Origin of the sequence: Streptomyces sp. NBC_01298 (assembly GCF_035978755.1) — a bacterium.
Classification (GTDB): Bacteria; Actinomycetota; Actinomycetes; order Streptomycetales; family Streptomycetaceae; genus Streptomyces.
In genome coordinates, this window is record NZ_CP108414.1 from 2,119,646 (window position 1) to 2,139,913 (window position 20,268).

Here is a 20,268-nt window from a genome sequence, read left to right on the forward strand (position 1 = left end):
GGTTTTTTCGTTCCCCGCGGGAGCGGCGTGGCAGGATCAACCACATGAAATGGGACATCGGGGGTGCCCCGGCGCTGTTCCTCGCCGTCCTCGTGGCGGTCGCCGTGTTCGGGGCCGCGGTGTGGCTGTGGCCCCGGCTCGCGGGGCGCGGGGTGCGGCCGGTGCTGGGGCGGGCCGGGCTGCAGCTCGCGATCACCCTGACGACCGGGGCGGCGCTGCTGCTCGCGGTGAACTCCTCGTACGGCTTCTACGGCTCCTGGCACGACCTGCTGTCCCTGCGCCGCGAGGACCCGGTGACGTCGGGCGCGGACGCCTCGGGCCGGGACGCGCTGCTGGTGCGGGGGACCCGCTCGTGGCGGCACGCCGGCTCCGACGACCCCGCGGTGATCGGCCGGATCGAGGCGGTGACCGTGCGCGGGGCCCGCGGCGGGCTGTCGGGGCAGGGGTACGTGTACCTGCCGCCGCAGTACGCGCACGCGTCGGCCGGGCGCCGGGCGGAGTTCCCGGTGGTGCTGGCACTGAGCGGGTTCCCGAGTACGCCGGCGGTGCTGATCGACCGGCTGCGGTACCCGCAGCTCGCGCTGGACGCGGTGCGGGCGGGCCGAATGCGGCCGGCGGTGCTGGTCCTGATGACCCCGACGGTGGCGCCGCCGAGGGACACGCAGTGCGTGGACGTCCCGGGCGGGCCGCAGGCGCACACCTTCTTCGCGCGGGACCTGCGGGCGGCGGTCTCCTCGTACTACGGCCTCACCCGGGATGCCCGGGGGTGGGGCGTGATGGGCCATTCGGTGGGCGGCTACTGCGCGCTGAAGCTGGCCCTGCGCACGCCGGACGCCTACCGGGCGGCGGCCGCGCTGTCGGCCCCGTACGCGGCCGCGCGGGACGCGGACACCGGCGACCTGTTCGGTGGCGACGCGGACCGCGCGCTCCGGGACGACCTGCTGTGGCGGCTGCGGAACCTGCCGCAGCCACCGGTGTCCCTGCTGGTGGCGAGCAGCCGCACGGACGAGCACCAGTACCCGGCGACGCTGGAGTTCATCGACGCGGTACGGCCGCCCGCGCGGGCGTCCTCGATCATCCTCGCGAGCGGCGGCCACACCTACGAGACCTGGGCCCGCGAGGTCCCGCCGGCCCTGGAGTGGCTGGTGGGACGGCTGAGCCCGCACTGACGGAAGAACGGTGCCGGGCCCGGGCGGCCTACCCGCGCAGGAAGGCCTCCACCTCCGTGGCGAAGGCCACCGGGGTTTCGTGCGGCGGGTAGTGGCCGGCTCCGGGTAGCGGCTGGATGCGGCAGTTGGGGTACGAGACCTGCCAGGTGCCGCGCATGACGTCCACCGTGAGCGCGAGGTCGTACTCGCCGACGAGGACCAGCACCGGGACCGTGCTGCCCTTCACGGCGGCGGACAGGTCCAGCGGCTGCCAGCTCGCGAGGTACGCGGCGAAGGCCTCCGGCAGGGACACCTCGAGGGAGTGCGCGACCATCCGCTCCAGCCAGTACGGGCTCGCGCGGCGGCCGGTGACGATGTCGAGGATGGCGCGGCGGTTCTCCGCACTGGCGGCGGCCCCGTAGAAGAGGTCGTGGGTGGCGTCGTCCATCTCGTAGGGGCCGGCGGGGACCGGGTTGACGCCGATCAGCTTCTCGACCCGTTCCGGGGCGCGGACCAGGACCTGCTGGATGGCCTTGCCGCCCATGGAGTGGCCGAGGAGGGAGAAGGTGTCCCAGCCGAGCTCGTCGGCGAGCGCGAGGACGTCGTCGGCGATCTCGGGGAGCGTGTACCGGCCGGGGACGTCCCTGCGGTCGCCGTAGCCGCGGTAGTCGAGGAAGGCGTACGAGAACTCCCGCGGGTCCAAGTGGTCCAGTACGGAGCCCCAGTTGGCGGAGGTGCCGAACCAGTCGTGCAGCACGATGACGCGGACGGGGCCGGTGCCGGTCCTGCGGTGGGCGATGGCCATGCGTTCTCCCTCGGTGACGGGGCGGAAAGAATTGCCGCCGTACGTTCTGCCCACCGCGCCTACCATCACACCGTGCGGCCGGTACACCGCCGTCAGGCGACCGTGTACTCGGTGTCCCCGAAGTCGGCCACCACACGCAGCCGCCCGCCGAGCGCCTCGACGTACGACCTCAGGGTCGCGACCTCGGTACGGTCGGTCTCACCGTTCTCGATCGCGGAGACCCGCGGGGCCGAGACGCCCATGGTGTCGGCCACGTCCTTCTGGGTCAGCGCCTGCTCCCGGCGGATCTCCGCCAGCCGATAGGCCCGCACCTCTGCCATGAGCCGGTCCATGGCCGCCTGCAGTCGGTCTCGGCCAGCGCCTCGAACCACTCCGCCACCTCGCCCACGAGGATCACTTCCCAGGGAGCCACGCCCGCGAAGTTAACGCAAGCGTTAACCTCGCGGGCGGTCAGAGCGGCGGATTCATCCGTACGGGAACGGTCAGACGGTCTTGATCGCCGGGTCCGAGACTCCGGCCGCGCCCGTCTCCACGTGGCCGGCGAAGCGGCGCAGGAAGGTGGCGTCGGCGTCGGAGACGACGGTGACGTCGTACCAGCGGGCCGTGCCGGACAGCGACACGGTGTGCGCGACGGTGGCGCCCGCCGCGACGCGCACGACCTGGGCCGCGCCGCCGTAGGCGTTGGTGACGGTCAGGTTGACGGCCGCCGTGCCCTCGTTGGTCAGGGACAGCGCCAGGTTGCCGGTGGACGCCGAGTGGCGGGCCGTGGCCTCGGGGCCGGCCTTCTTCGCCGGGCCCTTCCAGGTGCGCAGGAAGCCGTTCGGGCCCCAGACCGTGAGGTTGATCTGGTTGCCGGTGGAGCCGCTCGTGCTCCAGGTGTCCGACAGGGTCTTGCCCGCCTCGACCGTGTAGGGCCACGGGCCGTCCGTACGGTTGCCCGAGGTGCTGTGGAAGTGGGCGCCGAGGGAGGGACCCGAGGAGAAGGTCAGGGTGAACTTGCCCGTGGAGACGGCGGCCTTGCCGTCCACGTACGGGGCGTAGCCCAGGGCGCGCGTCGGCTTCGCGCCGGCTTCCTGCTTGGGCAGGGTGCCCGTCGCGGGCGGGGCCGGGTTGTAGGACGCGTGGCGGTTCTTGTCCGGCGGGACGTACGAGGCCGTGGACGGCAGGGCGGCGGGCGCGGCGTCGGCCCGGGTGAAGTCGAAGGCCGAGGTCAGGTCTCCGCAGACGGCGCGGCGCCACGGGGAGATGTTGGGCTCCTGCACGCCGAAGCGCTTCTCCATGAAGCGGATCACCGAGGTGTGGTCGAAGGTCTCGGAGCAGACGTAGCCGCCCTTGCTCCACGGGGAGACGACGATCATCGGGACGCGGGGGCCGAGCCCGTACGGGCCGGCGGCGTAGCCGGAGACGCCCCCGGTGTACAGGTCGCCGGTGACGCTCGCCGTGGACAGGCCCCAGGAGGAGGACGCGGGCGGGTACGGCGGGACGACGTGGTCGAAGAAGCCGTCGTTCTCGTCGTAGGTGATGAAGAGGGCCGTCTTCGCCCACACGTCGGGGTTCGCGGTCAGCGAGTCCAGGACCTGCGAGATGTACCAGGCGCCGAAGTTCGTGGGCCAGTTGGCGTGCTCGCTGAACGCCTCGGGGGCGGCGATCCAGGAAACCTTCGGAAGGGTTCCGTTCACGACGTCCGCGCGCAGCTTGTCGAAGTAGGTGCCGCCCGCCTTGACGTCGGTGCCCGTACGGGCCTTCTCGTACAGGGCGCTGCCGGGCTGGGCGTTGCGGAAGCTGTTGAAGTACAGCAGCGAGTTGTCGCCGTAGTTGCCGCGGAAGGCGTCGTTGATCCAGCCCCAGGAGCCGGCGGCGTTCAGGCCGTCGCCGATGTCCTGGTAGACCTTCCAGGAGACTCCGGCCGCCTCCAGGCGCTCGGGGTAGGTCTTCCAGCCGTAGCCGGCTTCCTGGTTGCCGAGGACCGGGCCGCCGCCCACTCCGTCGTTGCCCGTGTAACCCGACCACAGGTAGTAGCGGTTGGGGTCGGTGGCACCGATGAAGGAGCAGTGGTAGGCGTCGCACACCGTGAAGGCGTCGGCGAGCGCGTAGTGGAACGGGATGTCGTTCCGGGTCATGTACGCCATGGTCGTGGCCGTCTTGGCCGGGACCCACTTGTCGTACTTGCCGTTGTTGTACGCCTGGTGGCCGCCGGCCCAGTCGTGGTTCAGCCCCGTCAGGAACTGCATGCCGAGGTCGTTGATCTGCGGGTTGAAGGGCAGGATGTCCTTCGTGCCGTTGGACTGGTGGAAGACGGACTTTCCGTTGTCCTGGACGACCGGTCGCGGGTCCCCGAACCCGCGGACCCCCTTCATCGCACCGAAGTAGTGGTCGAAGGAACGGTTCTCCTGCATGAGGACGACGATGTGCTCGATGTCCTGGATGGTGCCGGTACTGCCCTGGGCCGAAATCGCGGCGGCCCGCGCGATGCTCTCGTTCAGCATCGTGACGGCGGCGGCGCCACCGGCGATCTGCAGGAACCTGCGCCGATTCAATTCAGTCATGGAGAACGACCTCTGCGGGTGAGACGGGTGCGGGGGGATGTCGATGGGCGCCCCAAGAACAGCGGCCCCGGGGTACCGGTCGGCATTGCTGGAATGACAGTGGGCCGTACACCTGGAGAACGGAATACCTCGTCAGACGGTTCATGCCCCACGCGCCACTTCCCTTCGCGTCCGTCGCGCCCCTTCGCGGCCATCGCCCCCCTTCGCGGCCATCGTCCCCGTGCCGCGGGGCGCGGGCCCCGAGTACTCACCCGGTCCTGCGCCCGGGATGAGCATCCGTACTCAGGACCGGGGCCCGGCGGCGCGTCATGGTGAGGACATGCCGAATCAGCCATCCGTACCGGGTCCGCCCGGCCCGCCGCGGTTCCGCGCCGGGATCACCGCCGTCGCCGGCATCCTGCCCGGGGACGTCCTCTCCTCCGACCGGCTCCAGCAGGAGGTCGCCGGCCGGGCCGGAATCAAGCTGCCGTCCCGGCTGCTGACCCAGGCCACCGGGATCCGTACCCGCCGGATCGCGGGCGACGGGGTGTACGCGTCCACGCTCGCGGTGGGCGCGGCCCGCCGGGCGCTGGACAACGCCGGACTCGGGCCCGCCGACATCGACCTGCTGCTCTTCGCCTCCGCCTCCCGCGATGTCGCCGAGCCCGCCACCGCGCACATCGTGCAGGCCGAACTCGGCACGAGGGCGCACGCCTTGGACGTCACCAACGCGTGCAACAGCTTCGTCAACGGCATCGACCTCGCCCGCGCCATGGTCCTCGCCGGCCGGGCCCGGCGGGCCCTGGTGGTCACCGGGGAGACCCCGAGCCGGGCCGTGCGGACGGCGCCCGCCGACTTCGCCGAGTTCCGGGCCGGCTTCGCCGGCTACACCTTCGGCGACGCGGGGGCCGCCGTCGTCGTGGAGCCGGTGGAGCGCGGCGGGATCCTCGACGTGGACACCGAGACCCACTCCGAGCACTGGCGGGTCGGCGGCATCCCGGGCGGCGGCTCGCGCCACCCGCGCGGGGACGCGTACACGTACTTCCGCGGCGACGGGCACGAACTGCGCGGGGTCTTCGAGAAGGTGGGCACGGCCGTCATCGACCGGACCCTGCACCGCACGGGCATGGACTGGGACGACTTCTCCAAGGTGCTGGTGCACCAGGTGACCGTGCCCTACCTGGAGCGGTTCGCCGAGCTGACCGGCGTGCCGGACGGGAAGCTGGTGGTGACCGTGCCCGAGCTCGGCAACATCGCCAGCGCGACGATCGGGGTGCAGCTCGACCTGATATTCGATGAACTGGGTTCGGGTGAGCGGGTGTTGTTCGTCGGGCTCGGCGGCGGGATCAGCATCATGACGATGGTCTGGGAGAAGTCGTGAGCGCGGCCGGGCGGCTGTGGGTGGTGGTCCCCGCGCACGAGGAGGAGGCCCGGCTCGCCGGTACCCTCGCCGCGCTCGCCCGCCAACGGGACCGGGACTTCACCCTGTTGGTCGTCGACAACGCCTCGGCCGACCGGACGGGCGCCGTGGCGCGGGAGTTCGCGGCGGGCGCCCCCTTCGCGGTGGAGGTCATCGAGGAACCGGAGAAGGGCGTCGGCTCCGCCGTGGACACCGGCTTCCGGTACGCGATCGGGCGCGGCGCGACCCTGCTCGCCCGCACGGACGCCGACTGCCTGCCCCACCCGGGGTGGACGGGCGCGGCGCGCACCGCACTGGCCCGCCGCCCCGGGCTGGTGTGCGGGCGGATCGTGGCCCGCCGCGACGAGCACGGACCGCTGGGCCGGGCCGGGTTCGGGGTGCTCGTCCGGCTCGCCGGGCTCTTCGGCCGGCTGCGGCCCGAGCACGCGCGGCGGCGCGGTTACCGCGCCCCGTACCGGATGCACGCCGGGAACAACATGGCCATCACCGCCGAGCTGTACCTGGCCGTCGGCGGGATGCCCCGGCGCCCCTCCCCCACCGACCGGCTCTTCCTCAACGCCGTGCGCCGCCACACCGACCGGATCACGCGCTGCCGGGCCATGGTCGTGGAGAACTCCACGCGCCGGCTGAAGGCCTACGGGATCGCCGGCACGGCCCGCTGGTACCTCGGCCGCGGCAGCGGCCCGCACGGAACGGACGACCCCCGCTGATGCTGGACCGCCTCGACCACGCCCTGCGCGCCCGCCCCGAACGGCCCGCCATCCTGACCGCCACGCGTACGGGAGCCACCCGGACCGCCGCCACGCGCGGGGAACTCGTCGAGCTGGCCGACGCGTTCGCCGCCGCGCTGCACGCGCGCGGGCTGCGCGCCGGGGACACCGTCGGGGTCGCCGTACGCCCCGGACCCCGCGCGCTCGCCGTGCTGCTCGCGCTGTGGCGGCTCGGTCTGCGCGGGGCCGTCCTGGACCCGGGAGCCGGACCCGACCTGCTGCGCGCCCGGCTGACGGCCGCACGGCCCGCGCTGGTGCTGGCCGACGCCGCCGCGCAGGCGGTGGCCGGGTGGGCCCGGCCGCTGGCCCGGCGGGCGGCCGGGCTGGAGCTGCCGGAGCTGGCCGGGCTGGGCGCGCCCGTGGTCACGGTCGGGCGGCGGCTGCCGGGGTGCGCGCCCGGGCTGGACCGGCATGCGGGGCGGCTCGGGGTTCCCGCGGGGTTCACGGGCGACGGGGACGCCGACGCCGTCATCGTGTTCACCTCCGGGACCACGGCGCGGCCCCGGGCGGTGGTGCACACGCGGGCGAGTCTCGCCGCCGGGATGGAGACGGTGGCGGCGCTGTTCTCCCCCGCTCCGGGGAAGACTTGGGCCTCCGGCCCGGCTGCCGGTCCCGTGCTCGGCGGCACCTTCTTCGTGCTCGTCCCCTCCCTCGTGCGCGGCGCCCCCGTGGCCCTCCCGGCCCGTTCGCCCCGGGTGCTGGCCCGCCAACTGGCCCGGCTGGCACCGCGGGACGCCTACCTCACACCGCCGCAACTGCGGGACGCGCTGCGGGCGGGAGCCCGCTTCCGGGGCCGGGTGTGGACCGGGTCGGCGCCGGCGAGCGCGGAACTGCTGGGGCGCGTAAGGGCGTCGGGGGCCGATGAGGCCTGGGGGGTGTACGCGCTGACCGAGTTGTTCCCGGCCGCCGCGGTGGAGTCCCGGGAGAAGGCCGCGTACGAAGGTCCCGGCGACCTGGTCGGGTCCCCGCTGCCCGGGGTGCGCGCCGAGTCCGACGCGGACGGGCAGCTGCTCCTGACGGGACCCGGGGCCCGCCGCCGCTACCTCGGCGAGGCCCCCGATCCGTGGGTGCGGACGGGCGACCGGGCCCGCCTGGACGACGCGGGCCGGATCGTGCTGGAGGGCAGGACGAAGGACATGGTGCTGCGCCGGGCCGAGAACATCTACCCGGGCCTGTACGAACCCGCCCTGCACGTACCCGGCGTGGAGCTGGCACTGCTCGTCGGGATTCCGGCGGAGGCGGGCGACCGCCAGGGCGACGAGCGGCTCGTGGCGGTCGTCCAGCCGTGCCACGGCGCCTCCGAGCCCGCCCTGCGGTCCGCGCTGGCGGGCCCCCTGCGCCGGATGGGCACGGCCGCGCCCGACGCCCTGCTGTTCGCCCGGATCCCGCTGTCGGGACGCTCCCGCAAACCGGACCGCGCGGCGACGGCGGCCCTGGCGGCCCACCGGCTGACCTCCGGCCCGACACGGGACGGATCCGCACGGAACGGATCCTCACTGGACAGATCCTCACGGGACAGATCCGCCCAGAACGAATCCGCGCAGAACGAGTCCGCACCGAACGGCCCCTCACGGAACGGATCCGCACGGAACGGCCCGCGGCGGGGCGCCGCGTGACGGCCGCACCCGCGTGGCGGGCCCGCGCCGGCACGCCCTGGCGGACCCGCCACGCGGCCGTCCGGAACCGGGTCATGGCCTCCCACCGCCGCTACACCCGGGCCAACGGCGACGCCCTCGCGAGCTCGCTCACGTACGCCCTGCTCGTCGGGACGGCCCCGGCCGTCCTGCTGCTCGGCGCGCTGGCCGGGCGGCTGCCCATCGCGGCCCCGCACTGGCGGCCGCTGCTCGTCCTCGCCCTCGGCTGGTCGGTGGTGCGGACGACCCGGGCGCTGCGCACCGGGATCCGGGCCATGTGCGGGCAGAACGCGGGCAGCGGAAACCCCGTGCGCGACGCGGCCCGCGACCTCGCGGGAGCGGCCGTGCTCTGCCTCGCGGGCACCGCCGTCGCCGCGGCCGTGACAGCGGGCGGTCCGGCCCTGGCCGTCCCCGCGCTGTGGGCGCTGTTCTCGGCCGTCCTGTGACTCGCCCCGGGCAGGCCCCGGCCGGCCTCCATCGCGGGTCCGGCGCTGGCGGCCGCGCTGGTCTGCCGGCTGCTGCTCCTCGCCGCGGGCCCCTACCTCGCCGCGACCGCCGCACTGCACGGCGCGCTCTACCACCGGGCCGGGCCGCTGATCGGGCTCCTCGTCTGGGCCGGCCTGTGCGCCCGCGTGCTGCTCCGCGCCGCCTCCTGGGCCGCCACCACGAACACACCGGAAGGGAAACCGAGTTGACGAACCTGTGGGTGGTCGTGCCCGCGTACAACGAATCGGCGGCCATCGGGGCGGCCCTGGCCGCGCTCGCCGCGCAGCACGACACCGGATTCACGCTCGTGGTCGTGGACAACGCCTCCACCGACGGAACGGCCCAGGCGGTACGGGACTTCGCGCGCTCGGCGCCCTTTCCCGTCGCACTCGTCGCGGAGGAGCGGCCCGGCGCCGGGACCGCCGCCGACACGGGATTCCGCTACGCCATCGCCGCCGGCGCCACCCACCTGCTGCGCACCGACGCCGACTGCCTGCCCGCCCCGGACTGGACGGCCGTCGCGAAGGCGGAGTTCGGGCGGGGCGCCGAGATGCTGTGCGGGCGCAGCGTGCCGCGCCGCGACGAGGGGCCCGGCCTGCTCGAAGCCCGGCTGCTGCCGGCGCTGATCCGGCTCACCTCGTTATACGGCCGCTACCGGCCCGCCCACCGGCACCCGCGCTACCGCACCCCGTACGTCCTGTGCCACGGCCACAACCTGGGCATCACCGCCGGCCTCTACCTGCGCTGCGGCGGCGCCCTGCGGGTGCCGCTGCACGAGCGGTCCGAGGACGTGGCCCTGCTGAACCGGGCCCGCGAGCACAGCGACCGGATCGTCCGCGCGGAGCACCTGGTGGTGCAGAACAGCCTTCGCAGGCTGCGGAGTTGGGGCCCGCGCCGCACCTTGCTCTGGTACTGGGACCGGCGCTACCGGCCCGCCGACACCGCGGAGGCACACGTCCGATGACCACCGACCCGACCATCCGCACCCACACACGGGCCGGCGCGAAGGCCACGAAGGCCCGCCGCCGGGACCGGCGGGTCTACCTGCGCTCGCACCCGGTCCTGTTCGCACTGCTCGCCGCCACCCGCGGCCGGCCGGTGCGCCGGCTCGGGCGCGGCACCCTGCTCGTCCACGGCACGGCGGCCTACCGGGAGGCGCTGACCCGGCTGCCGCTGGACCGCACCGCGCCCGGCACCACGGGCGGCGCGGCCCGGGCCGCCCGGGTGGAGGGCGTGCTCTTCGACCAGGAGGGCTCCGGCCACCGGACGGCCCGGCGGGAGCTCGCCGAGCTGCTCGGCGCGGCCCGGACCCGGGAACTGCGCGCGGCCTGGCACCCGTTGCTCCTGCGGCGGCTCGAACCGCTGGCGCTCGGGGGCTCGGTGGACCTGGTCCCGCTGGCCCGGGAACTGGCCGGCTCGGTGGTGTACGCGCTCCTGCGCCCCGGCTCCTCGGACGGCGCCTCCCCGCTCGCCCTCGCGGAGGCCGCCGCCGAGGCCGCGGCCGCCTCCGTGCGCGGCCACCTCCCCGGCCCGCCCCGTCCCGGCGCCGGGGAGGCAGCGGTCCGCGCCGCCGGGCGGCTGCGCGGGCTCCTGGGGCCGGGGGCGGACGCCCGGGCGGCGATGCTGGCGGTCGCGGCCGTCAACACCACCGTCGCGGCGCTGCCCCGGGCCGTGGCCTGGTGCGCCGACGCCGGGTTGTGGGACCAGGCGGCGGACCCGGAGCTGTGCCCCGCGCTGGCCGACGAACTGCTGCGCGTGACGGCGGCCTCCCCGCTCCTCCCCCGGGTGGCCGCGGCCGACGGCTCGGTCGGGGGCTGCCCGGTCCGGGCCGGGGACCGGCTGCTCCTGGTGGCCCGGCACGCGGCCGGCGCCCACCTGCGGGACCCCGACGGGCACCGCCCCGCCGGGCCGGGCGTCGCCCGCCTGGTCTTCGGCGCCGGGCCGCACGCCTGCCCCGGCGCCCGCCTGGCGCGGGAGCAGCTGGCCGGCGTACTGGCGGCGCTGGCTCCGCACCGGCCGGTCGTGACCCGGGCCCGGGTGGACCGCGGGGCCGCCCTGCCCGGGTGGCGCTCGCTGGTCGTACGGGCGGCGGCATGACATCCCGTAGGCCGTCCGCCGTGGCCGGGATCCGGATCGCCGTCACGGGCGCGAGCGGCTTCTGCGGCGGGCACGTGGCCCGCGCCGCGGCGGCGGCCGGGGCCCACGTGCTCTGCGTGGGCCGCAGGCCGGGCCCGCTCGGGGAACACCGCTTCTGGGACGCGTCCCTCGGGGATCCGGACCTCTCCGGCGTGGACCTCGTCGTGCACTGCGCGGCGGCGGTCGGCGACCCGGCCCCGGGCTCCCCCGCCGAGGCCGTCATGCACGCCGTCAACGTGACGGGCACGCGGCGGCTGTTGCGGGCGGCGGGCGCCCGCCCGGTGGTGTGGGTCAGCAGCGCCAGCGTCTACGACCCCCGCCTCGACCGCACGCTCGTCCGCGAGGACCACCCGCGTACGGGGCACCTGAACGCCTACGGCCGCACGAAGGCCGCCGGCGAGTCCCTCGCGCTGGCCGCGGGCGCGGTGGTGCTGCGCCCGCGCGCCGTGTACGGCCCCGGCGACACCCAGCTGCTGCCCCGCCTGCTCTCCCGGGTCCGCGCCGGAAGCCTGTTCCTGCCGGGCCCGGACGTCCCGCTCAGCCTGACGGCGGTGGAGAACCTCGCCGACGCCTGCCTGGCGGCTCCCGCCTGGCCGGCGGGCGCGTACAACATCGCCGACGCCCGCCCCTACCGGCGCGACGCGGCCGTCCGCGAGGTCCTGCGGGCCCACGGGGTCCGCGCTCGCGTACGCCACCTCCCGCTGTCCCTGGCCCGTACGGCGGCGAGGCTCTCGGAATCCCTGTCCTCGGGCGAACCGGCCCTCAGCCGCTACGCGGTGGACCAGCTCGCCCACCCGGTGGTCCTGGACCTGACCCGCGCCCACACCCAGGGCTGGACCCCGCCCCGCACCCTGCCGGACCACCTCGCCGCCCTGCGGGGGTGAACCGCGGGAAGAAGCAAGAGGAGGAAAGAAGGAAGAAGGCGGCGACGGGGGCAGGATTCGAACCTACGTCCACCCGGAGATCGAGCCGGGCGCTCCTCCGCAGAGCTTCCCCGCCGCCGCTGCGATCCTCTGCGGCAACGGCCGGACGGGGCAACTCATTTACCTCGGCGGCCGGCGGCTCACAGCCACTCCTGCGCGGCGGCCCGCTTGCCCTTGCCCGAGAAGACCCCGGCGGACCGCAGGGCGCTCGCCATCAGCGGGTCCCTGACCGCGACACCGTGGACGAGCTCCGGCGTCCGGCGGTAGGGGGCCGGCTCGGCGACGGGCCGCTGCGCGGTCCAGCCGCCCGCGACGGGGTCCACTCCATGCCGTCGGCAGACCTCTTCGACCAGCGAGCGAGGGCACTGTTCCTCTCCCCGCAGCACCTCCCAGGGCAAAGGCAGTTCCGCCCACACATACGTGTCGGGGTGCAGCCCGCCACCGCTCTTGCGGTGCCAGTAGGCCACGTCGGCCGCCATCAGCCGGGGCACCTTGCCCGGGCAGAAGCGGTCCAGCAGGTCCTGCTCGCCCAATTCGCCGACCAGCGCGAACCAGTGCGCCCGCGCCGTGCTCCAGGCCTGGGCGGCCTGGTTCCAGGTCGAGGAGTCGTTGCCGGGACGCACGATCATGGTGTGCCGCTCCAGCCGGCACCGGTTCCAGGCGTCCTCCAGCATCTCGGCCACTTCCCGCAGGAAGCGGTTCCAGCGCACCAGGAGCCGGGCGAGGTCCGCGTCGGAAAGGTGTCCAAGCACCTCGGCGGTCGGGTACACGTGGGCGACCACGTACCAGTTCGTCCGGTCGGGCTCCGCGCACAGCCGCCGGAACAGGGCGTCGGCCACCTCGTCGTACGGCCGCCGCTGCTTTCCGTTGGTGAAGACGCTGCGCATGCCGCCCCGCGCGGTGAAGTACGCGACGAAGGCCGCGGTGGCCGGATCGGCGGCGAACGCCTCGTACGGGACGGTGTGCGCGAGCGCCCCCTTGCCGGTCATGGTGATCTCGCGGCGGCGCTGCTCGTGCACGATCCGGGCCAGTTTGGCCTCCATGCGGCGGAGCAGCCGGAAGCGCTTGTTGTACTGGCGTTTGGAGAACCCGCCGAGTCCTGCCCCGGCCCGCTCGGCCCGGTCGAGCCGCTCCGTACCGAAGTCGTTCTGCCCGTACTCCCGCCCTATCTCCTCGCCTGCCCGGCGGATCACCTCCTCGATGCGGGCGGGATCGTCACCCGCGTCCGCCGGGAGTTCCGGAAGGTTCGGGAACAAGGCGGCCGTGCGCGCGAGTTGGCGCTGTGCGCCGACGGGCCGGGCGAACTCCTCGCTCATCGAGGTATAGCCGTGCCACATGCTGCGCAGCGAGTGCTCGACGGCCTTGCCGAGAGCGGTGGCGGTAACGGGATCGAGGTCGGTGCGCTGGGCGGCGAACAGGTCCTGGACCAGCTGGGCCACGTCCTCGGGACGTTTGCGGAGCCCGAGGGAGGCATGCAGCTCACGGAGGAGCCGCTCGGCATGGAGCGTCGGCATGCGCCCACCCTGCCACCGGGCCCGCGGGGCCTCCACCGGATATATCCCGCACCGAACCCCGAGGGCCCCCGAGCCACGGGGCCCGCGGCGCCGGCTCCCGGACCCGTGCGGGTCGGGGAGCCGGTCCCGGTCCGGGGAGCCGGTCCCGGTCCGGTCAGCCGGTCCGGGAGGCCGACCGGGTCAGCCCTCGGCGGACGCCGGGCCCGGGGTGAGGCGCAGGGAGATGCTGTTGATGCAGTAGCGCTGGTCCGTGGGGGTCGGGTAGCCCTCGCCCTCGAAGACGTGGCCCAGGTGGGAGCCGCACTTTGCGCACAGCACCTCGGTGCGGACCATGCCGTGGGCGACGTCCGCCTTCAGTTCGACCGCGTCGGAGTCCTTCGGGTCGTAGAAGGACGGCCAGCCGCAGTGCGACTCGAACTTCTCCGTCGAGCGGAACAGCTCGGAGCCGCAGGCGCGGCAGCTGTAGACGCCCTCCGTCTTGGTGTCCGTGTACTCACCGCGGAAGGCGGGCTCGGTCCCGGCGAGGCGCAGCACCTGGTACTCGGAGGGGGTCAGCTCCGCCTGCCACTGCTCGTCCGTCTTCTCTACCTCGTACGACATGACTGATCTCCCGTTTTCCCGCTCTTCCCAGAGCCGTCAGTTCGACAGACGGGCCAGGATGGCCGGCCCCAGGTCCGTGACGTCGCCCGCACCCATGGTGAGAACGAGATCGCCGGGCTTGGCCATTCCCGCGATGACGTCCGCGACGGCTTCCTTGGAGTGCTCGGGGGTGACGTCGGCCCCGGCGGCGCGGGCGGCGGCCACGATGAGCTCGCTGGTGATCCCGGGGATCGGGTCCTCGCGGGCCGGGTAGATGTCGAGGACGACCGAGGCGTCGGCGAGGGCGAGGGCCCGGCCCATCTCCTTGCCGAGCTCCTGGGTGCGGGAGAAGAGGTGCGGCTGGAAGACGACCAGGATGCGGGAGTCCCCGGCGGCGCCGCGGATGGCCTCCAGGTCGGCGGTCATCTCGGTGGGGTGGTGCGCGTAGGAGTCGATGACCTGCACCCCGGCGGCCTCGCCCTTGAGCTGGAGGCGGCGCTTGACCCCGGTGTACTTGCCGAGGGCGGAGGCCAGGTTGTGCGCCGGGATGCCGAGCGCGACACCGGCGGCGAGGGCCGCGACGGCGTTGTGCGCGTAGTGCCGGCCGGGCACGGAGACGGTGAAGGTGAGCATCCGGCCGTCGATGACGACGGTGACCTCGCTGGTCAGCCCGCGCGGGGTGATCTTGGTGATCTGGACGTCGGCGGTGGGCTCCTCGCCGTACGTGACGATCTGGAGGGCGGGGTTGCCGCTGACCCGGCCGGCGATCTCCGCCGCGCCCGCCTGGCCGTGGGCGATGACCAGGGTGCCACCCTCGGGGATCTTGCCGACGAAGGTCTCGAAGGACTCGTAGATCTCGTCCATCGACGCGTAGTTCGCGTGGTGGTCGAGCTCGGCGTTGAGGATGATCGCGACCTGCGGCGTGTACTTGTGGAAGCTGCGGTCGCTCTCGTCCGCCTCGGCCACGAAGATGTCGCCCTCGCCGTGGTGGGCGTTGGAGCCGGGGGCGTCCAGGTCGCCGCCGATGGCGTACGAGGGGTCCAGGCCCAGCGCCGAGAGCGAGACGGCCAGCATCGAGGTGGTGGTGGTCTTGCCGTGGGTGCCGGCGACGGCGATCGGCCGCAGACCGTCCATCAGCCCGGCCAGGGCGTCGGAGCGGTGCACGACGGGGATGCCGAGCTCGGCGGCGCGGGCCAGCTCCGGGTTGTCGGCGCGGATGGCGCTGGAGACGACAACGCAGGTGGCGTCGTCGGCGAGGTGACCGGCGGCGTGCCCGATGTGGACCGTGGCGCCGTGGGCGCGCAGCGCCTGGGCGGTCTCGGAGTCACGGGCGTCGCTGCCGGCCACCTTGGCGCCGCGCTGGGCCAGGATCTTCGCGATGCCGGACATGCCGGCGCCGCCGATGCCGATGAAGTGGGGCCGTTCCATGGCGGTCGGCAGGCCGGGCTTCATTCAGGTAGCTCCAGGATCGAGTGCGTACGTACGGCAGCCGGAGGCGCGCGATCAACCGCGATCGACGGGGACGCGCGTTCCGGCCGCCTCCACCCTATTCCTTGTGGGCGAAGAGCTTGAGCACCGGAACGCCGACCTTGTGGCGCGCCCGCGAGGCCCAGTCCCGGTGGAAGAACTCCTCGACGTAGTGCGGGGCGGTCAGCACGATCACCTCGTCGGCGTTGGTCTCGGCCACCACCGCCTTCAGCTTGTCGAGCGGGTGGTCCTCGACGATCTGCCCGACGGCCTTGGCTCCCTTGGCCCGCAGGGACGCGAGGGAATGCTCGATCGCCAGTTCGGCGGGACCGCGGGCCGCGTCGCCCTCCGGTTCGTCGCCCTCGTGAATGGCCTCGGGAAGCTCACCGAGCGCTACGTCGTCGATGGCGCGCAGCAGCCGGTCCCGGTCGCCGCGGGGCTGCATGAGGACGATGAAGGAGACCTGCTCGTCTCCGTGGAGGGTGGTGACGAAGTCCACGTCGACGGGGGTCAGCGGCTGCTCGATCATCAATACGCTCGTGAACACGGACGCCCTCTCCTTCGTGGGCCGAGACCGGCCGGCCGGCCCCTGCGGAAACCATCCTGCCCCGCTGTCGCACGGGGCCTGTGCGGTTATACCTGCCCACTACTGTGCCCAGCGGAAGCTAAGCGGAACGACAAATTCCGCCTCTCTTCAGATCCGACGGTAACGCGTGAACAGAAACCCGGCCTCTTCCAGCAAGCAGGCCGGTGCGAGCCGGTGCGGAACCGTGACGGAGGGACCGCCGGAGATCCGCTGGGCGTCACCCGCCGTGAGCATCGGCGAGATCGTCAGGCACAGCTCGTCCAGCGCGTCCGCGGCCACGAACTGGCCCAGCAACCGGGGCCCGCCCTCGGTGAGCTGGCGGCGCAGCCCCCGGTCCGCGAGTTCCCGCACGGCCCGGGCCGGGTCCACGGCCGCCCCGTCGCCGGCCACCACCACCTGCGCCCCGGCCTTCACGGCCTCGGCGACCCGGTCCGCCGGGGCGGCGGCTCCGGTGAGCAGCAGGGTGGGCTCCAGCGGGGCGGTGAACAGGGGCAGCGAGAAGTCCAGGTCCAGGCTCGCGGAGACCACGGCGATGGCGGCGGCGGGCCCCTGACCGGCAGCCTCCCTGCGGGCGGCGAAGGCCTCCCGGGCCCGCGCGGGGCGGTAGCCCTCCTGGCGAACCGTTTCCGCACCGACGACGATCACATCGGCCAGCGCCCGCAGGGTGCCGAAGATCCGCATGTCCGTCTCGCCGGAGATGGGCTGCGAACGCCCGTCGTGCTGGGCCGCGCCGTCCAGGGTGGAGACCATGTTGGCCCGCAGCCAGTGGCCGCGGCCGTCCGGGCCGAGCTCGGGGTACTCGTACGCCTCGGCGAGTTCGTCCAGCGACCATTCTCGGTCGGTCTGGTCCGCTGATGTCTGATCGGTCACAGGGAACAGGCGTCGCATCGGTGCAGTGTGCCACGCCCCGTAGAGTTAAGAGCTGTGTCAACCTCTCTCTCGCCCTCAGCGTCAGCCTCCGGGCGGCCCCCGATAGCCGACGCGGGACCGCAGTCCCTGTGTGCCCGCGAGCCGCGGGTGCCCGCCGAACGGCTCGTGGCCGAGATGGTGCCGCCGCCCCGCTTCGACTCGGTGCGCTTCGACACCTACGACCCGGACCCGGCCCAGCCGAGCCAGTCCGAGGCCGTCACCGTCCTCGCGGACTTCGCCGCGGGCCTGGGCGGGGCGCACGCGAGCGGCTCGGGCAAGAAGCGGTGGTTCTCCAAGAAGCCGGCCGCCCCGACCGGACCGCGCGGGGTCTACCTCGACGGCGGCTACGGCGTCGGCAAGACCCACCTGCTCGCCTCCCTCTGGCACGCCACCCCGGCCGAGCCCGCGCTCAAGGCCTTCGGCACCTTCGTGGAGCTGACCAACCTGGTCGGCGCGCTCGGCTTCCAGCAGACCGTGCAGACCCTCGGCGGCCACCGCCTGCTGTGTATCGACGAGTTCGAGCTCGACGACCCGGGCGACACCGTCCTCGTGTCCTCCCTGCTCAGCCGCCTGGTCGAGCAGGGCGTGGCGCTGGCCGCCACCTCCAACACCCTGCCCGGCAAGCTCGGCGAGGGCCGCTTCGCCGCCGCCGACTTCCTGCGGGAGATCCAGGGCCTGTCCGCGCACTTCCGCCCGCTGCGCATCGACGGCCAGGACTACCGCCACCGGGGCCTGCCCGAGGCTCCCGCGCCGTTCTCCGACGAGCAGGTCACGAAGGCGGCGTACGCCACCGAGGGCGCGAGCCTCGACGATTTCCCCGGGCTGCTGGAGCACTTGGCGCGGGTCCACCCCAGCCGGTACGGGGCCCTGACCGACGGCCTGACGGCCGTCTGCCTCACCGATGTCGGCCCGGTCCCGGACCAGTCGACGGCGCTGCGGCTGGTGGTCCTGGCCGACCGGCTGTACGACCGGGAGGTCCCGGTCCTGGCGGCGGGCGTTCCCTTCGACCGGCTGTTCAGTGACGAGATGCTGAACGGCGGCTACCGCAAGAAGTACTTCCGCGCCATCTCGCGGCTCACCGCACTGGCACGCGACGCGAAGCCCCTGGTGTCCCAGTAGGTTTGGAGACGTCGGCCCGTTCCACGGGTCGGCCGTTTCCACTTCTGCGAAGGGATCCACCATGGCTGGCGCCACCCGCAATGCACATGCCGTCTGGGAAGGCGACCTGTTCGAAGGCAAGGGCGAGGTCACCCTCGACTCCTCCGGCCTCGGCAGCTACCCCGTCTCCTGGCCCGCGCGCACCGACGCGGAGGCGAACGGGCGGACCAGCCCGGAGGAACTCATCGCCGCCGCGCACTCGAGCTGCTTCAACATGGCCTTCTCGAACGGTCTCGCGAAGGCGGGCAACCCGCCGACCAAGCTGACCACCTCGGCCGCCGTCACCTTCGTGCCGGGCAAGGGCATCACCGGGATCCACCTCACCGTCGAGGGCGAGGTGCCGGGCCTGGACAACGACGCGTTCGTCGCCGCGGCCGAGGACGCCAAGCAGAACTGCCCGGTCAGCCAGGCCCTGACGGGTACGACCATCACCCTCAGCGCGAAGCTGGCCTGACATCCGCCCGTCCGGCGCGGTCGTGATCGGCCGCGCCGGGCACCGGCGGCGGGGTACGGCGCGGCGGAGCCCGCTCCGCCGGGCACCCGTGGTACCACGGCTCGGTCCTGTGTCCTGCACCGCCGCCGGGAGTTGCCCATGCCGACCGAGCCGCCGATGTCCCTCAGCCGGCGCAGCCTGATCGCGGCCGCCTCCATCTCCTTCGCCGGATCGCTCGGCGTCCTCTTCGCCGGAGCCGGACCGGGAGCCGGAGCGGGCACGGGCGCGGGCACGGGCTCGCGCGGCAAGAGCCCGGGTACGAGTACGGCCGCCCACGGCTCCGCGCGCGGCTACGGCCCGCTCGTGGCCGACCCCGCCGGACTGCTCGATCTGCCCGCCGGGTTCGCGTACCGCGTCCTCTCGCGCGCCGGCGACCCGCTGCGTTCGGGCGAGGGCACCGTCCCCGGCAACTTCGACGGCATGGCCGCCTTCGACGCCGGGCGGGGCCGCGTCCGGCTGGTGCGCAACCACGAGAACCGCACCACCGCCGCCCTGCGGGTCCCTCCCGTCGAGGGGCTCACCTACGACCCGTACGCCCTCGGCGGCTGCACGCTCCTCGACCTGGACCCGGCCGGCCGGGTCACCGCCGAGCGCGTCGCCCTCGCCGGCACCGCCGTCAACTGCGCGGGCGGCCGTACTCCCTGGAACACCTGGCTGTCCTGCGAGGAGACCGAGGACCGGGCCGGCACCGCCGGCTACACCCGCGACCACGGCTACGTCTTCGAGGTCGACCCCGCCGACCCGCACCGCTCCGGCGCCGTCCCGCTCACCGCGATGGGCCGCTTCGCGCACGAGGCCGTCGCCGTGGACCCGTACCGCGGTGTGGTCTACGAGACGGAGGACGCCTTCACCGAACCCTTCGGGCTCTTCTACCGGTTCCTGCCCGCCCGTCCCCTCGGCGGGCTCGGCTCCCTGCGCGCGGGCGGCGAGCTGGAGGCCCTGCGGGTCCCCGGACTGGCGAACCTCGCGGTGGTGGACGAGCCCGGGGCCGAGTTCCCGGTGGAGTGGGTGCCCGTGCCGGACCCGTCCGCGTCCGGGACCCCGATCCGGCTCCAGGACTTCGGCCCCGGCGGGATCACCCACGCCCAGAAGCTGGAGGGCTGCTACTGGGGCGACGGCGGCGTCCACTTCGTCTCCAGCTACGCCCGCACCCGCGAGGGCTCCCCCGCCGAGCACCACGGCCAGGTGTGGTTCTACAACCCGCTGCGCGCCCGGCTCCGGCTGGACGTGGTCTTCGGCCCGGCCGCCGACGTCCGGCTGCCCGGCGATTCCCCCGACAACATCTGCCTGGCCCCCGACGGCGGACTGATGGTGTGCGAGGACGGCGGCGGCGCGCAGTACGTCTTCGGCGTGACCCCCGGCGGCGAGGTCTACCCGATGGCCCGCAACGCCGCCGACATCGGGAAGCCGGGGGCGCCGGAGTGGGGCGAGTTCGCCGGGGTCACCTTCTCCCCGGACGCCCGGACGATGTACGTGAACGCCTACACGCCCGGCACCACCTTCGCGGTGACGGGTCCATGGCGGTGAGCCGTACTGCCTTACGGCCCGCCCGCACTGCCTTCCGGCCCGCCCGGCCTGGCCTTTCGTCACGTCGCGGTGCACCGCGTTGTGGTGGAGGATCGTATGGAGTCGACGGATCGAGGTAGGTAGCGGTGGCCCAGAAGGACAGCAAGGACGAGAAGGCCGGGAAGCCTGCCAAGGCGGGGAAGTCGGCC

The 20,268-nt window shown here is 74.0% G+C and carries 19 protein-coding genes and 1 tRNA gene; 11 read left to right on the forward strand and 9 right to left on the reverse strand.

Features of this window, described 5'->3' with window-relative positions; genetic code table 11:
• Positions 1-44: 44 nt before the first annotated feature.
• Positions 45-1,169, forward strand: a complete 1,125-nt coding sequence (locus OG730_RS09560; protein ID WP_327303831.1) for an alpha/beta hydrolase — start codon at positions 45-47, stop codon at positions 1,167-1,169.
• A gap of 28 nt (positions 1,170-1,197) precedes the next feature.
• On the opposite strand, the gene OG730_RS09565 is transcribed toward OG730_RS09560, so the two are convergent.
• From OG730_RS09565 to OG730_RS09575, 3 genes are all read right to left on the reverse strand, one after another.
• Positions 1,198-1,953 carry an alpha/beta fold hydrolase gene (locus OG730_RS09565; protein WP_327303832.1) on the reverse strand — a complete coding sequence of 252 codons (756 nt, stop codon included), beginning with the start codon at positions 1,951-1,953 and terminating at the stop codon, positions 1,198-1,200.
• Between the two features lie 92 nt (positions 1,954-2,045).
• Positions 2,046-2,324 carry an XRE family transcriptional regulator gene (locus OG730_RS09570; protein ID WP_442814867.1) on the reverse strand — a complete coding sequence of 93 codons (279 nt, stop codon included), beginning with the start codon at positions 2,322-2,324 and terminating at the stop codon, positions 2,046-2,048.
• A gap of 111 nt (positions 2,325-2,435) precedes the next feature.
• Entirely contained in the window at positions 2,436-4,499 is a 2,064-nt protein-coding gene (locus OG730_RS09575; protein WP_327303834.1) for a phosphocholine-specific phospholipase C, read from the reverse strand.
• 319 nt (positions 4,500-4,818) lie between these two features.
• On the opposite strand from OG730_RS09575, the gene OG730_RS09580 reads away from it, so the two are divergent.
• The 7 genes from OG730_RS09580 (at position 4,819) to OG730_RS09610 (ending at position 11,808) form a co-directional block, all read left to right on the forward strand.
• Complete coding sequence (locus OG730_RS09580; RefSeq protein ID WP_327303835.1) at positions 4,819-5,859, forward strand: 3-oxoacyl-ACP synthase III family protein; 1,041 nt, start codon at positions 4,819-4,821, stop codon at positions 5,857-5,859.
• On the forward strand, positions 5,856-6,608 hold the full coding sequence (locus tag OG730_RS09585; RefSeq protein WP_327303836.1) for a glycosyltransferase family 2 protein: 753 nt from the start codon (positions 5,856-5,858) through the stop codon (positions 6,606-6,608). Before OG730_RS09580 ends, OG730_RS09585 begins: the two co-directional genes overlap by 4 nt.
• The gene (locus OG730_RS09590; protein ID WP_327303837.1) at positions 6,608-8,284 is read left to right on the forward strand and encodes an AMP-binding protein; all 1,677 of its coding nucleotides are present in this window, start codon (positions 6,608-6,610) and stop codon (positions 8,282-8,284) included. The genes OG730_RS09585 and OG730_RS09590 overlap by 1 nt, the downstream gene beginning before the upstream one ends.
• The gene (locus OG730_RS09595; RefSeq protein WP_327303838.1) at positions 8,281-8,748 is read left to right on the forward strand and encodes a hypothetical protein; all 468 of its coding nucleotides are present in this window, start codon (positions 8,281-8,283) and stop codon (positions 8,746-8,748) included. Before OG730_RS09590 ends, OG730_RS09595 begins: the two co-directional genes overlap by 4 nt.
• Before the next feature lie 245 nt (positions 8,749-8,993).
• Entirely contained in the window at positions 8,994-9,752 is a 759-nt protein-coding gene (locus tag OG730_RS09600) for a glycosyltransferase family 2 protein (RefSeq protein ID WP_327303839.1), read from the forward strand.
• On the forward strand, positions 9,749-10,885 hold the full coding sequence (locus tag OG730_RS09605) for a cytochrome P450 (RefSeq protein WP_327303840.1): 1,137 nt from the start codon (positions 9,749-9,751) through the stop codon (positions 10,883-10,885). The genes OG730_RS09600 and OG730_RS09605 overlap by 4 nt, the downstream gene beginning before the upstream one ends.
• Positions 10,882-11,808 carry an NAD-dependent epimerase/dehydratase family protein gene (locus OG730_RS09610; RefSeq protein WP_327303841.1) on the forward strand — a complete coding sequence of 309 codons (927 nt, stop codon included), beginning with the start codon at positions 10,882-10,884 and terminating at the stop codon, positions 11,806-11,808. The genes OG730_RS09605 and OG730_RS09610 overlap by 4 nt, the downstream gene beginning before the upstream one ends.
• A gap of 42 nt (positions 11,809-11,850) precedes the next feature.
• Here the strand turns inward: OG730_RS09610 and OG730_RS09615 are convergent.
• From OG730_RS09615 to OG730_RS09640, 6 genes are all read right to left on the reverse strand, one after another.
• A tRNA-Ser gene (locus OG730_RS09615) sits at positions 11,851-11,923 on the reverse strand.
• A 64-nt stretch (positions 11,924-11,987) separates the two neighbouring features.
• Entirely contained in the window at positions 11,988-13,361 is a 1,374-nt protein-coding gene (locus OG730_RS09620) for a hypothetical protein (RefSeq protein WP_327303842.1), read from the reverse strand.
• 180 nt (positions 13,362-13,541) lie between these two features.
• A complete protein-coding gene (gene msrB, locus OG730_RS09625; protein ID WP_327303843.1) occupies positions 13,542-13,961 on the reverse strand; it encodes a peptide-methionine (R)-S-oxide reductase MsrB in 420 nt (139 codons plus the stop codon).
• Positions 13,962-13,997: 36 nt separating this feature from the next.
• Positions 13,998-15,392, reverse strand: coding sequence for a UDP-N-acetylmuramate--L-alanine ligase (gene murC / locus OG730_RS09630; RefSeq protein WP_327303844.1), 1,395 nt, complete (start codon positions 15,390-15,392; stop codon positions 13,998-14,000).
• A gap of 94 nt (positions 15,393-15,486) precedes the next feature.
• A complete protein-coding gene (locus OG730_RS09635) occupies positions 15,487-15,954 on the reverse strand; it encodes an indole-3-glycerol phosphate synthase (protein ID WP_327303845.1) in 468 nt (155 codons plus the stop codon).
• A gap of 147 nt (positions 15,955-16,101) precedes the next feature.
• The gene (locus OG730_RS09640; protein ID WP_327303846.1) at positions 16,102-16,881 is read right to left on the reverse strand and encodes a pyrimidine reductase family protein; all 780 of its coding nucleotides are present in this window, start codon (positions 16,879-16,881) and stop codon (positions 16,102-16,104) included.
• A 36-nt stretch (positions 16,882-16,917) separates the two neighbouring features.
• On the opposite strand from OG730_RS09640, the gene zapE reads away from it, so the two are divergent.
• The 3 genes from zapE (at position 16,918) to OG730_RS09655 (ending at position 20,080) form a co-directional block, all read left to right on the forward strand.
• Positions 16,918-18,021 carry a cell division protein ZapE gene (gene zapE / locus OG730_RS09645; RefSeq protein WP_327303847.1) on the forward strand — a complete coding sequence of 368 codons (1,104 nt, stop codon included), beginning with the start codon at positions 16,918-16,920 and terminating at the stop codon, positions 18,019-18,021.
• A 61-nt stretch (positions 18,022-18,082) separates the two neighbouring features.
• On the forward strand, positions 18,083-18,514 hold the full coding sequence (locus tag OG730_RS09650; protein ID WP_327303848.1) for an OsmC family protein: 432 nt from the start codon (positions 18,083-18,085) through the stop codon (positions 18,512-18,514).
• A gap of 138 nt (positions 18,515-18,652) precedes the next feature.
• Positions 18,653-20,080, forward strand: a complete 1,428-nt coding sequence (locus tag OG730_RS09655; protein ID WP_327303849.1) for an alkaline phosphatase PhoX — start codon at positions 18,653-18,655, stop codon at positions 20,078-20,080.
• Positions 20,081-20,268 lie beyond the last annotated feature (188 nt).

What these genes read in the sequence shown, in the direction of transcription:
- OG730_RS09560 (WP_327303831.1), top strand. Translation starts at nt 45, where the DNA reads ATGAAATGGGACATCGGGGGTGCCCCGGCGCTGTTCCTCGCCGTCCTC.
- OG730_RS09565 (WP_327303832.1), bottom strand. Translation starts at nt 1,953, where the DNA reads ATGGCCATCGCCCACCGCAGGACCGGCACCGGCCCCGTCCGCGTCATC.
- OG730_RS09575 (WP_327303834.1), bottom strand. Translation starts at nt 4,499, where the DNA reads ATGACTGAATTGAATCGGCGCAGGTTCCTGCAGATCGCCGGTGGCGCC.
- OG730_RS09580 (WP_327303835.1), top strand. Translation starts at nt 4,819, where the DNA reads ATGCCGAATCAGCCATCCGTACCGGGTCCGCCCGGCCCGCCGCGGTTC.
- OG730_RS09590 (WP_327303837.1), top strand. Translation starts at nt 6,608, where the DNA reads ATGCTGGACCGCCTCGACCACGCCCTGCGCGCCCGCCCCGAACGGCCC.
- OG730_RS09605 (WP_327303840.1), top strand. Translation starts at nt 9,749, where the DNA reads ATGACCACCGACCCGACCATCCGCACCCACACACGGGCCGGCGCGAAG.
- OG730_RS09610 (WP_327303841.1), top strand. Translation starts at nt 10,882, where the DNA reads ATGACATCCCGTAGGCCGTCCGCCGTGGCCGGGATCCGGATCGCCGTC.
- OG730_RS09620 (WP_327303842.1), bottom strand. Translation starts at nt 13,361, where the DNA reads ATGCCGACGCTCCATGCCGAGCGGCTCCTCCGTGAGCTGCATGCCTCC.
- msrB (WP_327303843.1), bottom strand. Translation starts at nt 13,961, where the DNA reads ATGTCGTACGAGGTAGAGAAGACGGACGAGCAGTGGCAGGCGGAGCTG.
- murC (WP_327303844.1), bottom strand. Translation starts at nt 15,392, where the DNA reads ATGAAGCCCGGCCTGCCGACCGCCATGGAACGGCCCCACTTCATCGGC.
- OG730_RS09640 (WP_327303846.1), bottom strand. Translation starts at nt 16,881, where the DNA reads ATGCGACGCCTGTTCCCTGTGACCGATCAGACATCAGCGGACCAGACC.
- OG730_RS09650 (WP_327303848.1), top strand. Translation starts at nt 18,083, where the DNA reads ATGGCTGGCGCCACCCGCAATGCACATGCCGTCTGGGAAGGCGACCTG.
- OG730_RS09655 (WP_327303849.1), top strand. Translation starts at nt 18,653, where the DNA reads ATGCCGACCGAGCCGCCGATGTCCCTCAGCCGGCGCAGCCTGATCGCG.